This window comes from Pseudorhodoplanes sp., assembly GCF_050250235.1.
Taxonomy (GTDB): Bacteria; Pseudomonadota; Alphaproteobacteria; order Rhizobiales; family Xanthobacteraceae; genus Pseudorhodoplanes.
Genome location: NZ_JBFWPA010000030.1, coordinates 1 through 13,387 on the forward strand (window position 1 = coordinate 1; position 13,387 = coordinate 13,387).

Sequence of the window (13,387 nt, forward strand, 5' to 3'; positions counted from 1 at the left end):
CGGGCCATCACACGACCTCCCGCAGCACGCCGTTATGTTGCGTAGAATCGGCCAATCGGCTGCGGGACAACGCCCCCGTGCCAGGCCGCAACATAATCTTCGCCGCAACATAGTCGGTCCATTTGCCAGCCGCACCCTTGCCCGACTCCGGTCCGCTGAGCCGCACAAACATCGAGCGCCCCGGCGTGTTGTTCACGTCGCCGACCAGCCAGTACCGCCCCACGCGGCGACCGTTGGACAAATATTCGCGGCACACCGCCTCGGCGTCGCGCGCGAGGCGGCGCGCCAGTTCGCCCGCGTGTCCCGGCATGGTCAGGCCGCCCGCTCGGAGATGCGTGCAACGGGATATCGCTCCAAAACCTTGGCCAGCACATCGGCGCCGGCCGCGTCGGTCGGGACGAACATGCGCAGTTTCCAGGAGATGATCTCGTGGAACAGGCCATAAGCCGTGAGCCGCTCCCGCATGGCATCGGTGAATCCGGTCAGTTCGATGCGATTCGCACCCATGACACGCACGCGGCGAAGCTGAAGGCCTTCGGCAAGATCGAGAATGGTATTGCCGTCGAGCAATGCCGCAAGCGCGGCCTCCGGCGTGAGCGCGGAGACGCCGACCTCGGTCGCAGTCGCGACCCAAGCCGGCGAGACCTTGCGGCCGATGATGCGTTCGCCGGCATCGGTCTGGAGCCGATAGACGCGTGTCGACTCATTCGGCAGGCGCTTCCAGATCGGCAACAGGATTCCGGCGACGATGTGGATCTCGCTGTCGGTGAACGCCGGCACGTCTGCCAGCTCGGCTGACCAGGCGCGCGCGAAAGTGTCACGATCGACTTCGTGCCAATGGGTTTGCGGCATGGTCGCGAGCGCCATGACCGGATGTTCCATCGGCCGGATCAGTCGGACGCGGCGCTCGACCTGGCCGTCGTCGAGCATGACGCTGCGGGCCGGCACTTGCACCGCAGCACGGCCGGACTGCGTGTTGACGAGAAACACGGCGCGTGGATCGGCGCGATACGCCAGCGCCTCGTCGAGCGTGACCGGCCGGTTGCGCTGGCGCTGCGTGATCGTGAGGAGTTGCGTCTCGGCTGCGGTGCTGGGATGCGTATAGATCGTCTTCCGCGAGGTGACGGTGAAGCTCTCGGCCGTCAACGTCTCCAGACCGACATCATAGGTGCCGGATGCGATCGCGCCCTCGATGCGGGCCGCAAGCAATTGCTCGAAGGCGACGAACAAGATGTTCTGCAGGCCGATTGTCAGCGCCAGCAGACGGTTGAGGAACGTGGTGATCGGCGGCAACTCGTCCTTGATGCCGTTCGTGTCGGTCAGCTTCAGCCCGGTCGCGTCCTCGAAGGTCTGAAGGGAGCAGCCCTCGACCTTGCCCATGACCAGGAGGAGATAGAGCTGACGCAACGCGTCGCGCGCATAGTGGCTTTCGAGGTTGTCTTCGGCGCGGAACAGGCCCTGCCCGCCGGTCTGGCGCTGGCCCTTGGTGATGGCGCCCAGCGTGTCGAGACGACGAGCGATAGTCGAGAGGAAGCGCTTCTCCGCCTTCACGTTGGTGGCGATCGGCCGGAACAGCGGCGGCTGGGCTTGATTAGTTCGGTTCGTGCGGCCAAGGCCCTGGATCGCGGCATCCGCCTTCCACCCTGCTTCCAACAGATAATGTATGCGCAAGCGCCGGTTCCGCGCTGACAACTCGGCATGGTAGCTGCGTCCGGTGCCGCCAGCGTCGCTGAAGACCAGGATGTGCTTTAAGTCATCCATGAACGCCTGGGTTTCGGCGAGATTGGCGGAGCCGGCGCGGTTCTCGACCACAAGGCGGTCGATGCGATCGGAGCCAGTCTTGCGGATGATACGGCGCGACCGGCCGGTCACCTCCGCCACCAGGTCAGTTCCGAACCGCTGCACGATCTGATCGAGCGCGCCATGCACGGGCGGCAATGACGCGAGCTTCTCAATCAGCCGATCACGCCGTGCGACCGCATCCCGGCACCGGACGGGCTGGCCGTCGCGATAGACCGGGCGCGAAGACAGGTTGCCCTCGCTGTCCTCGAATGGCTCGTAGAGCTGGGTCGGGAAGCTGTGCGCCAGATAGTCGAGGACATATTCGCGCGGGGTGATGTCGACTTGCACGTCACCCCATTCCTCAGTGGGGATTTCGGCAAGCCGGCGTTCCATCAGCGCCTCGCCGGTCGAGACGATCTGGATCACGGCGGCATAACCCGCCTTCAGGTCGCGGTCGGCGGAGGCGATCAGCGTCGGCGTCTTCATGGCGGTGATGAGATGATTGAAGAAGCGCTGCTTGGCGCTCTCGAACGCCGAGCGTGCGGCAGATTTCGCCTGCGCGTTCAGCGTGCCGGTTTCGCCGGTAACGTTTGCCGCCCGCATCGCGGCGTCGAGATTATTGTGAATGATCGAAAATGCGCCCGCATAGGCGTCGTAGATACGGATCTGCTCGTCCGTCAGCTTGTGCTCGACCAGCTCGTACTCGACGCCTTCGTAGGAGAGCGAGCGTGCCGCGTAGAGGCCGAGCGCTTTCAGATCGCGGGCCAAGACTTCCATAGCGGCGACACCGCCTGCTTCGATCGCCTCGACGAACTCTGCGCGGGTGGCAAACGGGAAGTCCTCCCCGCCCCATAAGCCGAGGCGTTGCGCGTAGGCAAGGTTGTGAACTGTGGTCGCGCCGGTCGCCGAGACATAAAGAACGCGCGCGTTCGGCAAGGCGTGCTGCAGCCGCAGTCCGGTGCGACCCTGTTGCGAAGCGGCCTGGTCGCCGCGCTCGCCCTTGCCGCCGGCGGCGTTCTGCATCGCGTGGCTCTCGTCGAACACGATCACGCCGTCAAAGCCCGCGCCAAGCCAGTCGACGATCTGGCACACGCGCGACGCCTTGACGTCCTGGTCTTGAGTCCCCTGGCGCGCATCCGACCGCAGCGTTGCGTAGGTCGTGAACAGGATGCCCTCGGCGAGCCGGATCGGCGTGCCCTGCCGGAAGCGCGAGAGCGGCGTGACCAGGAGCCGCTCCATGCCGAGCGCCGACCAGTCGCGCTGGGCGTCCTCGATCAGCTTGTCCGACTTGCTGATCCAGACCGCGCGGCGGCGGCCTTTGAGCCAGTTGTCGAGGAGGACACCGGCGACCTGACGGCCCTTGCCGGCGCCGGTGCCGTCGCCCAGGAACCAGCCGCGCCGAAAGCGAACGGTGTTCTCGGCGTCGTCGGCCGCCGCGGTGACGAGGTCGAAGGTCTCGTCGACATTCCATGAACCGGCGAGGAAATCCGAATGGGCCTCGCCTGCGTAGATGACGGATTCGAGCTGAGCGTCCGAGAGCAGTCCGTTGGTAACGACGTTCGCCGGTAGATGCGGGCGATAGGTCGGCACGGGAGGTGCGACCGAAGCCATTGCCGCCGACTGCACGAGCTTGGTCGGATGCTCCTGCGCCCTGGAAATACGAATCGACTGAATCGCGTATTCCTCATAAAGCGCATCGGTGATTTTACGCTTTTCCGTCGGTGTCCATGTGACGGGTTCATAGGCGAGTTCGTTCGCCTCGGGTGCCGTTGTCGTTGCGGCAGGTGCGGACGCACGTTGCGCGAGATAGGCGCGGACGGTCCGTGCAGCTGCCGGCCGGTTGGACACCGGTGCGGAAACAACGCCTGCGATCGGCAGACGTGGCGGCACACGCTCGATGATCCAGCCCAGCAGCGTGGCTACGTCGGGCGCCACGCCCGGACTTTCGGGAAATGCCGCTGCATTGTCGGCAGGCAGTCGATCGATCACGGTCAGCCGCGTGTCGGTCGTGGTGCCGTGCTTGACATAGACGGTGCCGTCGATCGCCGCCGAGAACACGACGCGGCCGCGTTCCTGCAAATGCGCGAAGGCATCCGTCCAGGATGGATTATCGGGGGCAAAGCCGGCGCCGGTGATCGCAACCAAGCGCCCACCGTCGGGCAGCCGTGCCAGCGCTGACGCGACATGCCGCAAGGCCGCATCAGCCATGCGGCGATCGACATTGGCGACCGCCGAGAATGGCGGATTCATCAGAACGACGCTCGGCACGATACCGGCATCGAGATGATCGTCGATCTGCGCGGCATCGAACCGTGTCACCGGCGTGCCGGGAAAGAGCCGATCGAGGATGCCGGCGCGCGTGTCGGCGAGTTCATTCAGCACGAGCGACGCGCCGGAAAGCTCGGCGAGAATCGCGAGCAGGCCCGTGCCGGCGGACGGCTCCAGCACAACGTCGAGCGGCGTGATCGCGGCCGCGAGGCTTGCCGCATATCCCAATGCCATCGGCGTCGAGAATTGCTGAAGCGCCTCGCTTTCCTCGGACCTGCGCGTATGGGTGGGTAGAAGGTCCGTCACCTTCGCGAGCATCGGCAGCATCGCTGCCGGGGACGCCGCCTTCGCGCGCATGGCCGGACCGAACCGTCGTAGAAAGAGGATCGTGGCCGACTCGCAGGCGTCGTAAGCGGCCTTCCAGGTCCAGGCGCCGTCAGCGTCGGAGGCGCCGAACGCGCTTTCCATTGCCGCGCGTAGCAGCGCGGCGTCGATGCGGCGGCCGGATTCCAGATGCGGAAGGAGGAGCCGTGCGGCCTCGACGATGCCGGACGCGGAATCGGCGCCGGCGCGGACAAGGGCAGCCGCGATGGCTGACGCGGACGGATGCGACATGATGGGAGCCTCGGGAGAGCAGGGACGGATCGGCCGCCCGAACGCTCTCTCGATCCGCGGCGGCTCCAACCCGTCCCGGCCCGCCTCTTCCTCTCACTTGCTCACCAGCCGGGCGCACGCCGCAGCATCGCATTGACTGACTATGCCACTTTTGGCATATTCGCAGGATGAAGGAAGTGAAGTGGCACGGCAGCAGCCGATCCGATGTCGACGCATTTCCGAAGGACGCCCGGCGCGAAGCTGGATATCAATTGTTTCAGGTTCAGATCGGCGAAGAGCCATCCGATTGGAAGCCCATGACCTCGATCGGCCCTGGCGTTCGTGAGATCAGGATACGTCAGGCTTCCGGCGCCTACCGGATCATCTATCTCGCCACCATAGGCGATGCCGTTCACGTGCTGCACGCATTCCAAAAGAAAACACAGGCAACAGCCAAGCGGGACATCGACCTCGCCAAGGCACGGCTCAGACAGATCAGGTGACGACGATGGCAAAATCCGTATTTCACGACCTGTTCCCGGCGGAAGAAGCGGCGGAGCTTGAAATGCGCGCCAAGCTGCTGTCCGGGATCAATAAGTGGCTGAGCAAGTCCGGGCTGACGCAAATCGAGGCGGCGAAGCGCCTTGGCATCACTCAGGCTCGGGTGTCCGAGATCAAGAACGGAAAGATCAACCGGTTCAGCCTGAGCATGCTGGTTCGGCTTGCGGAGCGCGCAGGTCTGCGCCCCGGGATCAGGTTCCAGAAGGCAGCGTGAGGGCGCTGCCAGAGTTTGTGAGGGCTGTTTGGCCGAGACCCCTGTTCGAGCGCGCCGGGCGCTTCAAACAGAATCCGGGCTCCGATCCCGCATCAGCCCGGATCGATTAGCCGGTAAGTCAGCTTCTTGACGTTCCTGATCCGGTAGAGCCCACCGGTGTCCATGGCGCGGAACAGCACAGTGCGATGGCTGCGCGAGTTAGCCACCACTTCAAAACGATCGAAACTGCGTCCATCTCGGAACGACAGAGCCTGATCGAACACGATGGTCTGTCCGGGACGCGGCGACGGTTTGCGCGACAGGGCACGCCGTGCCGCTGCATTCTCCCGGCAGCGGGCGCGCCACGCCTTGGCGTAAGGATATTCGGTCGGCGTGAGCAGATCGAGGATTGCCTCGGGACAATTGGCTTCATTCGGCCCCACCGTCTCGTCCATGTCCTTGTAGCCGAAGATGTAACCCTCGCGGTCACGCGGGTTGTAGCGGACGAGACAGACCGCGGCGAAGACCATGCGTTCGTTCGTCTCGTGACGAATATGCTCGATGGCAGCGTAATAGACGTTCATGCCAACAAGCGCGGAGCGCAGCACCCTGGACGTCAGTTCCGGCTTTGTGAAGGTGAACTGCGCGTCGAGATACTGGCGCGGACCGGAATAGCCTTTGAGCGATTGCATATAGAGCCAACCCATGACGGGTCTCCTTTCGATATGATTGTTGAATGCGAAAGCCCGGCGCGGCGGCCGGGCTTGTAGTGATGGAGGATGGACGGGAGAGTCAGTTCGCGGGCTCACGCTCGTTGTCGAGCGGGGTCAGCGCGATGCCTTCGTCGGCTGCGTAGTCCTTGGCGAGACCAATCGCCCAGCGCCGCGCTTCCCACAGCTCATCGTTGTAGGATTCCCACTTGTCGGCGACGCGCGCGCAGCCGTCCGCAATCAGCCGCGGCAGCTCGGGATTGTCCACGATGTCCTCGCGCGCCTGTTCGAGCGTGTCTTCAACGGTGAGAACCAGGAGCGGATACCAGCCTGCCGGATTGCGGCAATCGAGCATCATGCGCTGGGCATCGTTGGTCGAGAGGCGGTCGACGGCGTAGCGCCAGGCCCGCTGCCATTGTGCAAGGCGGCAGCGGGTGCGGTAGCGGTGATCGCGTGTCCACAATTGGAGAGTGCGAGCTGTGCCGTGAGCGATGTCAAACATGGCACCGCTCCCGAATCCGCCGCGCCAGTTCCTCCGGGTTGTTGAGAAGGTCGAGCGGCGCGAAATTGTTTGGGCCGCCGACATAGTCCTTCCGTCCCTTGCAGGTACGGAACAGAATGCCGTTCGCGCTGCCCATTACTGATTGGGACACCTGCACATAGAGGCGATCGGTGTGCAGGGTGATTTCGCCGGAGACGGCGATGCCGGCCGGGTTCGATCGCAGGTCGTAGGAGCCTGGCCGCAGGTCGAGCGCTGTTGCAAGGCGGCGGAGTTGCGAACGGGCGCGGCTATGAAAGAGCCGCTTGGCATCCGGGTCGTAGGCGACCGGCTTGCCGAAGTCGAAGGTCGTGGACTTGTTGGGCATAGGAGAGACTCCGAGAGCGGAGCGGGACCATCCCGGCGGCTCGCTCTTTTCGCGCGCCGGGTCGCCCGCCTCCCGGCCTCCCTCTTCCTCTCATGCCGCGGCCTTCGTCGCGCGCCACCACGCGATGCGCTCCTCGCGCGTGGTGTTGGCGAGCCGCAACAACAGGTCGCCGTGGCACGCGCGCGGCGCGCAGAAGCAGACGAGATCGCGGCCGCGAAGCTCGTCGAGCGCGCGCAGCAATTGATGCTGGTCCGCCAGCCAGCGCGCGTATTTAGCGATGACGGTCGTGCGATCGCCGTCGCGGCCGATCCGGAACGGATTGCCCCATTTCGAGCCGCGGCCGATGTAGATTGCGCCGGCCGGAATGCCTGCGTGATGCTTGTTGAGAACGCTGCACATCGTCTGACCTCCTTCGCCTCGCGTTGCGGCGGACTGGCGAAGGGCGCGGAGCAGCATCGGCGGTCACGCGAGGCCGTCAGGCCGGCGCGGGAACGGCTTGCCCGTTGACGGCCGATCCGCCGCGCCCAGACAGGACGCGGCGCAACGCGATGGGACGGAGGAACGGGTGCGAGGGGTCTCACATGATCGCGCGAGGCTCCCGGCAATCGCCGTGCATGTGCGGCGCGCGGGCTTTAGGGCGCGACCTGCGCGATGAACTCCTCGAGGAGATCGCTCGTGGACTTGCCGATGATCTTGTCGGCGGCGATCACGACGACGGCGCCGCCGAAACCGTCGGGCCGCATCCTCGAGCAGGTGAAGGACGATACGGCCGACACGTAGCGAAGCGTCGGCGACCGGCGCACGATATCCTGCATGATAAATTCCCAGGACGTCGTGCTGAGGTCGAGATCGAGATGCGACGGCAGCGGGGCGCCGGATTGCGGGTCAGGTAGATGCTCCTTGACGAAGGAGTTGGCCACGCTCTCGCCGGCGCCCTCAGATGCCGCAAGTGCGGCTTCGAGTGCGGCCCGCTCGACATCGAGCATATCGGCCGGCCCCTGCTTGGAGAAGAAATACCAGTCCTCGCCGTCGCATTCGGCGTCGAAGATTTGAGAGAGAAGCAAACGTTCCAGCGGCGTCATGTCCGCATCGGGAATCGATGGCTGGAGTACGGTCGGGGTGTAGTAGTCGGCCATTGGGATTCTCCTGAAAATATGGCGGCCCGGTCCTCCTTCGACGGAGGCCGATGCCGCTACGGATGGAAACGGAAGTGCTGTTCAGAGCCGCCAGGTCGCAACGATCTCCTGCGCCTGTCGGTGATAGTCGAGCATCTGACGGTAAAACGCTTTGCGCGCCGCGCGACGGTTCGGGTCGCGCAGCGCCTGTCGGTTCAACTTGCGCGACGCGGCGCGCACAACGGCCCGCCAGCCGTCATGCACGGTGACGTCGAGCCGCAGATAGGTGCCGTACATCACGCGACCTCCGTGGCAGGCGGCGCCGCCGCGTGTGGTGCCCCGACCTCGCCCTCGAGCCGACGGGCCCGGCCCATCCACGGCTCGGGCCGGATGCACCTCACCCAGTCGGCGAAGGACGGGATGAAGCCGAGGTCTTCGATGACGTGCTGCTCGCCGACCCAGCGTGTCGGAATCATACGCCCGGTCGAGAGCGTGATGGTGGAGCCGAAGATGGTTTCGGCCATGAAGATGCCCTCGGCATGGTGCCGCAGCGCACGGTGCCGGAAGTCGGCGGTGATCGCCTTGCTGGCATCGAACCAGCTATGGATCGGCAGATAGTCCTCGACCGCCCCGCCCCATTTGCGCACGGAGGACAGCGAATGGTGATAAGGATGCGCCATCTTTGCCTCCTCAGAATACATGCTGGGTGTATTCGGAGGTCTCGACCCGCTCATTGTAGTTGAGCGTGATCGTGCGCTCGGCGACGTCGAAATAGAAATCGCCATAGGCGCCCTCGTTGTTTTCCCATCCGATATGGGTCTCGCGGAGAAAATCGTAGGCGAGTCGTTCGATCGCCTCCGCCATCGGATGGGTCGTGCGGACGATGTCGGAGCTGCCCCATTCGGCACGCGCCAGCTCCATGCTGACCGGGGGAAGCGCGACGTCTTTGTCGCCGGTCTTTGCGGCAACGTCTTCAATTTGGCCGCTGTCAGCGTAGCCGTCGAATGTCACCTCGACTCGGGTGATCCCTGCTCGGGCGAGCGCGTCGAACACGGCAGTCTTGTTCTCGGGGCGAATGGATTCGCACAGCTTGGCGAATGCCAGCTCCTTCGCGAGCCAGGAGGTCGGATCGAGTGCCGGTTCGGAGGCGGAGATGTTGTCGTCAGTCATGATGATGCTCCTGAAAACGATGAAGCCCGGCGCAGAGGCCGGGCTGAGGGATTGATGTTTGTGCGAGCAAGCGGGACGGCCGGAGCCGCCCCGCAAAGTGGGTGTTATTCGGCCGCGACGGCGTGCGGCTGCTCGTCCTCGCCCGCCTCGCCCGCTTCGTCGTCGTCATCGTCGAGGAATTCAGGGAGCGGTTCAGCCGTTGCACGGGAATCATTCGACGCGGAAGAGGCCTCGGCGAGACGGAGCGGCTCGGGGAGCCAGCCGGTGCCGTCGAGCAGCCGCTCGGCCTCCTTCGCCATCTCCGACTTCTTGAGATGGTCGATGAGTTGCGCGGACGACTCGCCCTTCGCCTCGAGCACCGCTTCGAGGATGCGGCTTTTGGTGACGCGGCCGAGATAATTCTCGACCGTCGGCCGCCAGCCGGCCTCCACCATGTCGAGATTGACGGCGCGTGCCAGGCGATCGGCCTGGTCGAGCCGGCGGCGCAGGCCGTGCGACGAGACGCCATTGCCGCCGTAGCGGTCAGCCTTCTCGAACAGCGCGTTCACGCCGTAGGAGACGCAATGAGCGAGCAGTGCCGAGCGGCTGACGTCGTCGAGTGCCGCAAGCCAATCCCACAGCGCGGTCTCGTCGTCCGGCATGTCGGCCACCCAGGCCTTGTGTCGCTCATCGACGGCCTTCGCCGAGGCGCTGTCTTTCAAACCCGGCGCTTGAACCGGCAACTGAACGTGCCGGACCAATGCCTCAACGCAGCCAGGTGTGTAGGCCGTGTAGAAAGCATCGGTGCAGAGCTTGTGCAAGAGCGCTGTCATCGCAACATGGGGATTGTTTGCGACGGCATCGCGCAGCGCGAGCGTGCGATGCGCCGTCAGCTCCATGACGAGGCGGTCGGGCAAGGGCTTGATGCCGTCGTCCTCCTCGTCCTCTGCTTCGGGCTGACTGCCGCCGACCGTGATAACGGTCCGGCGCACTGCGGACGAGCTGGGCTCGCCATCGACGTGGCTCTCGGGGTCGTTGCCCTCTTCGCCGCCGGTCTGATCGACCGGCGCTTCGTCCTCCGGCCGCACGAAGCCGCGTTCGACCAGGAGCGTGCCGTCGCCATCGATGCTGACGAAGGCGCCGGCGCGGGCGATCTCGGCCGGATCGAAGATATGCGGCCGATTGTCGAAGGCGGACAGCGCCTCCTCGATCTCGCCGAGGCGGGCATCGACCTCGTCGGGAAGCTCATCGGCGGTCTGATACTCGGCTTCGAGCTTGGCCTGTTCGGCCTGCAGGGCCTCGATCGTCGCCTGCTCCTCGGCCGTGAGGTCGGCGGGCGTGCCCTCGAGCTGCCGGAAGCCGTAGTCGTGATTGTATGGGAAGCTGACGGCGACCTCGATCCACTTCCAGCCCTCCGCGGCGATCGTATCGGCCTCGGCTTTCAGCTTCTCGGTGACGAGGCGATCGAGCAGCGGCACGTCCTGCAGCCAGCCGCCGTCGTCATGCTCGAACAGATCGCGCAGGACGATACCGCCGGCGGCTTCATAGGCGTCGATGCCGACGAACTGCGCCCGCTTGTCGGAGGCGCGGACCGTATCCTCGGTGAGCATGCGCCGGATCTGGTACGGTTCGTCGTAGCTGGACTTGCTGACGTTCTCCCACACCTGTTCCTGCCGCGCGTGATCGCCGTTGACGGTGAACGCCATCAACTGATCGAGCGTCATGCCGTCGTCGGCATAGATGTCGAGAAGGCTTGGTGACACCGACGCAAGTCGCAGCCGCTGCTTCACGACATTGACGGAGACAAAGAAAATGGCCGCGATCTCTTCCTCGGACCGCCCCTGCTCGCGCAATGTCTGGAAGGCGCGGAACTGATCGAGGGGATGAAGCGCCACACGCTGCACGTTCTCAGCAAGCGAATCCTCTTCGGCCGAGATCTCGGCGCCGGCCTCTCGCACGATGCACGGGATCGGTGCGGTCTTGGCGAGGCGCTTCTGTTTCACCAGCAGTTCGAGGGCGCGGTAACGCCGCCCGCCGGCGGGCACCTCGAACATGCCGGTCTCCTGGCCGTCAGCGTCGAGGACGGGCCGCACGTTGAGACTTTGCAGCAAGGTGCGCCGGGCGATGTCGTCGGCGAGATCCTCGATCGAGATACCGGCCTTCACCCGGCGCACGTTCGACTGGCTGAGCACCAGCTTGTTGAAGGGAATGTCACGCGATGGCGACAGCGTGATCTTCTGAACGGCCTTTGGCATATCAGTTCTCCGCGACGGGCGGCCGAAAGCCTCTCTCTCGACCTCCAACCCGCCGCGGAACCCGCTCCGCCCTCTCACTCTCTCTCGCATCCGCAACGGACGGGAATCACGCGGCCGCAACATCGGCAGCGGCCGTATCTGCTGCTACGCGCAGATCGGCCGTCGGCAGAAAGCCGAGCAGATAATTGGTCGCCTTGGTTGCCTGCGAGGCCGCCCGCACGATCGCGCGGTTATCCTCGCGCAACGCCTCAAGCCACGAGCCGATATAGTCGGCATGGTGCACGGTCGGCACGATGCCGAGCGACGCGCAGGAGAATGCTGCGCAAAGCTCAGCGATCAGCTCCTCGAAGGCGTATTTCTTCGAGCCGTGCGTGCCGGACAGATCGCGGTTCAGACGCGAATGATGACCGCTGGCATGACCGAGTTCATGCAGCGCAGTGCGGTGCCAGTTGATCGGCTCGAAGTACGCCGCCGGTGGCGGCACCTGCACATAGTCTTCAGACGGGATGTAATATGCGCGATTGCCGCCGATGCGGAAGTCGATACCAGTGGCTTTGATCAACGCTTCGACTTGCGGCTCGATAATGCCGGGCGGCGGCGGCGGCGCGACGGTGGCGATCTCCGCGGGCAGCTCGTCGCATTGATCGGTGTTGAAGACCGTGAAGCGCTTCAGGAATGGAATCGCCGGGGCGTCCTCGCCGGTCTCGGCCGCGCGCTTCTTTTCGTCGTTGGGAATGAAACGGTCGGCATAGACGACCGTCGTGCCGCGCTCGCCCTTCCGGACATGTCCACCAAGCGAGAGCGCCTGGCGGAAGGTCAGCCAGCTCTGGCCGGTGAAGCCATGTTCGATGACGGCGCCCCACAAGATGAGCACGTTGACGCCGCTATATTGCCGACCCGTCGAGGCGTTCTTCGGCATGGCGAGCGGCGCTTTCGCCGCCGCCGTGCCCCAGGGCTGGACCCAGGGCACGCGGCCGGCCTCCAGCTCAGCGATGATCTTTTCGGTGATTTCGTCATAGAGGTTCGCCCGGCTCTCGCCGGCGCGCGCCCGAACAGCATGTTTCGACATCGCAGGTCTCCGCGACGGGCGCCGCGAGACTCTTCCGCAGCTTCCAACCCGTCACAGCGGACCCGGCCAGCACTCTCACTCTCCTAAAGCACTCGCGTTAGCGGTCCTGAGACACCGAACGCTTCCGCGAGTTCCGCGTCAGGGATGGACGCCCGAAGGGTGAAGACCCGGCGTAGCCGGGGCTTCAGCGGAGCCGACAGCCCGGTCCCGCAGGGAGACGCCCACTCTTGCTCTCGTCTCGGTGCCATCGGCGCCCTACATTGTGCAATGAGTATGAGCAGCACGTCCGCTGGGCCGATACTGCAGGATGTTGCAGGATCTCGAGCTCGGCATTCCGACACGCCAGACCGAGCTGGACCTATCGGAAGCGGACGACATCAATTGAGCCAGGCTGTATCCTGCGGAGAGGCTTGACGCCTGGGATAAGAAAAAACTGGTGACTTGCCGACGGCCGAAGGAGCTCAGTTAGGTTGAGGACTGCAGCGTCAGGCCGGGTAGTATTGAGGTCTGGCAAAGGGCTACATCGCATGACCGCAGAGCGGGGGCATCTGCACTAATGATCGGAGCCGTTCGTCGCTGGATCGAACACAGGCGGACGCTTCGACTGCTTTGGCGGGCCGATGCAAGAAGATTGATCCAACAAAATGAGGATGGGGCCTACTACATGGCTCAGCGCCTGGCGGCTCGTGCTCGTGCCGCACGGGATCGAGCAGGATTCTTTCATTGGGCCAAAGTTGCCGCGGAGGTTGCGCGGCTCTCAAGCAGGGCGAAGATGGATCAGTTGGTCGTACAGTCGATCATCGACGACGAACTCCGGGCTGGACG

Annotated in this window: 13 protein-coding genes and 1 pseudogene; 2 read left to right on the forward strand and 12 right to left on the reverse strand. The window is 64.7% G+C overall.

Features of this window, described 5'->3' with window-relative positions:
- Positions 1 to 108 precede the first annotated feature (108 nt).
- A pseudogene (locus AB7F49_RS15140) lies at positions 109 to 310 on the reverse strand (DNA primase); the annotation flags it as partial.
- A gap of 2 nt (positions 311 to 312) precedes the next feature.
- The gene (locus AB7F49_RS15145; protein WP_428523712.1) at positions 313 to 4,665 is read right to left on the reverse strand and encodes a strawberry notch-like NTP hydrolase domain-containing protein; all 4,353 of its coding nucleotides are present in this window, start codon (positions 4,663 to 4,665) and stop codon (positions 313 to 315) included.
- Positions 4,666 to 4,832: 167 nt separating this feature from the next.
- Here AB7F49_RS15145 and AB7F49_RS15150 point away from each other — a divergent pair, with 167 nt between their 5' ends.
- Together AB7F49_RS15150 and AB7F49_RS15155 are read left to right on the forward strand one after the other, a co-directional pair.
- On the forward strand, positions 4,833 to 5,147 hold the full coding sequence (locus tag AB7F49_RS15150; protein ID WP_428523714.1) for a type II toxin-antitoxin system RelE/ParE family toxin: 315 nt from the start codon (positions 4,833 to 4,835) through the stop codon (positions 5,145 to 5,147).
- A gap of 5 nt (positions 5,148 to 5,152) precedes the next feature.
- Entirely contained in the window at positions 5,153 to 5,419 is a 267-nt protein-coding gene (locus tag AB7F49_RS15155) for a helix-turn-helix domain-containing protein (RefSeq protein WP_428523716.1), read from the forward strand.
- A 92-nt stretch (positions 5,420 to 5,511) separates the two neighbouring features.
- Here AB7F49_RS15155 and AB7F49_RS15160 read toward each other — a convergent pair whose 3' ends face one another.
- From AB7F49_RS15160 to AB7F49_RS15205, 10 genes are all read right to left on the reverse strand, one after another.
- Positions 5,512 to 6,105, reverse strand: a complete 594-nt coding sequence (locus AB7F49_RS15160; RefSeq protein WP_428523718.1) for a DUF6927 domain-containing protein — start codon at positions 6,103 to 6,105, stop codon at positions 5,512 to 5,514.
- A gap of 85 nt (positions 6,106 to 6,190) precedes the next feature.
- Positions 6,191 to 6,610 carry a hypothetical protein gene (locus AB7F49_RS15165; protein WP_428523720.1) on the reverse strand — a complete coding sequence of 140 codons (420 nt, stop codon included), beginning with the start codon at positions 6,608 to 6,610 and terminating at the stop codon, positions 6,191 to 6,193.
- Complete coding sequence (locus AB7F49_RS15170; RefSeq protein ID WP_428523722.1) at positions 6,603 to 6,974, reverse strand: hypothetical protein; 372 nt, start codon at positions 6,972 to 6,974, stop codon at positions 6,603 to 6,605. Before AB7F49_RS15170 ends, AB7F49_RS15165 begins: the two co-directional genes overlap by 8 nt.
- 90 nt (positions 6,975 to 7,064) lie before the next feature.
- Positions 7,065 to 7,373: a DUF4326 domain-containing protein gene (locus AB7F49_RS15175; protein ID WP_428523724.1), complete on the reverse strand. Its 309-nt coding sequence runs from the start codon at positions 7,371 to 7,373 to the stop codon at positions 7,065 to 7,067.
- 233 nt (positions 7,374 to 7,606) lie between these two features.
- Positions 7,607 to 8,110 (reverse strand): hypothetical protein, encoded by a 504-nt coding sequence (locus AB7F49_RS15180; protein WP_428523726.1) that lies wholly within the window; start codon positions 8,108 to 8,110, stop codon positions 7,607 to 7,609.
- Positions 8,111 to 8,191: 81 nt separating this feature from the next.
- The gene (locus AB7F49_RS15185; protein ID WP_428523728.1) at positions 8,192 to 8,386 is read right to left on the reverse strand and encodes a hypothetical protein; all 195 of its coding nucleotides are present in this window, start codon (positions 8,384 to 8,386) and stop codon (positions 8,192 to 8,194) included.
- Positions 8,386 to 8,769, reverse strand: a complete 384-nt coding sequence (locus tag AB7F49_RS15190; RefSeq protein ID WP_428523729.1) for a DUF6915 family protein — start codon at positions 8,767 to 8,769, stop codon at positions 8,386 to 8,388. Before AB7F49_RS15190 ends, AB7F49_RS15185 begins: the two co-directional genes overlap by 1 nt.
- A 10-nt stretch (positions 8,770 to 8,779) precedes the next feature.
- The gene (locus AB7F49_RS15195) at positions 8,780 to 9,259 is read right to left on the reverse strand and encodes a DUF6878 family protein (protein WP_428523731.1); all 480 of its coding nucleotides are present in this window, start codon (positions 9,257 to 9,259) and stop codon (positions 8,780 to 8,782) included.
- Between the two features lie 104 nt (positions 9,260 to 9,363).
- Entirely contained in the window at positions 9,364 to 11,493 is a 2,130-nt protein-coding gene (locus tag AB7F49_RS15200; RefSeq protein WP_428523733.1) for a ParB/RepB/Spo0J family partition protein, read from the reverse strand.
- Between the two features lie 106 nt (positions 11,494 to 11,599).
- Positions 11,600 to 12,562 (reverse strand): ArdC family protein, encoded by a 963-nt coding sequence (locus AB7F49_RS15205; protein ID WP_428523735.1) that lies wholly within the window; start codon positions 12,560 to 12,562, stop codon positions 11,600 to 11,602.
- Positions 12,563 to 13,387: the final 825 nt, after the last annotated feature.

Bases quoted from the DNA above. Each gene is read 5' to 3' on its own strand.
- AB7F49_RS15145 (WP_428523712.1), bottom strand. From the start codon at position 4,665: ATGTCGCATCCGTCCGCGTCAGCCATCGCGGCTGCCCTTGTCCGCGCC.
- AB7F49_RS15150 (WP_428523714.1), top strand. From the start codon at position 4,833: ATGAAGGAAGTGAAGTGGCACGGCAGCAGCCGATCCGATGTCGACGCA.
- AB7F49_RS15155 (WP_428523716.1), top strand. From the start codon at position 5,153: ATGGCAAAATCCGTATTTCACGACCTGTTCCCGGCGGAAGAAGCGGCG.
- AB7F49_RS15160 (WP_428523718.1), bottom strand. From the start codon at position 6,105: ATGGGTTGGCTCTATATGCAATCGCTCAAAGGCTATTCCGGTCCGCGC.
- AB7F49_RS15165 (WP_428523720.1), bottom strand. From the start codon at position 6,610: ATGTTTGACATCGCTCACGGCACAGCTCGCACTCTCCAATTGTGGACA.
- AB7F49_RS15170 (WP_428523722.1), bottom strand. From the start codon at position 6,974: ATGCCCAACAAGTCCACGACCTTCGACTTCGGCAAGCCGGTCGCCTAC.
- AB7F49_RS15175 (WP_428523724.1), bottom strand. From the start codon at position 7,373: ATGTGCAGCGTTCTCAACAAGCATCACGCAGGCATTCCGGCCGGCGCA.
- AB7F49_RS15180 (WP_428523726.1), bottom strand. From the start codon at position 8,110: ATGGCCGACTACTACACCCCGACCGTACTCCAGCCATCGATTCCCGAT.
- AB7F49_RS15185 (WP_428523728.1), bottom strand. From the start codon at position 8,386: ATGTACGGCACCTATCTGCGGCTCGACGTCACCGTGCATGACGGCTGG.
- AB7F49_RS15190 (WP_428523729.1), bottom strand. From the start codon at position 8,769: ATGGCGCATCCTTATCACCATTCGCTGTCCTCCGTGCGCAAATGGGGC.
- AB7F49_RS15195 (WP_428523731.1), bottom strand. From the start codon at position 9,259: ATGACTGACGACAACATCTCCGCCTCCGAACCGGCACTCGATCCGACC.
- AB7F49_RS15200 (WP_428523733.1), bottom strand. From the start codon at position 11,493: ATGCCAAAGGCCGTTCAGAAGATCACGCTGTCGCCATCGCGTGACATT.
- AB7F49_RS15205 (WP_428523735.1), bottom strand. From the start codon at position 12,562: ATGTCGAAACATGCTGTTCGGGCGCGCGCCGGCGAGAGCCGGGCGAAC.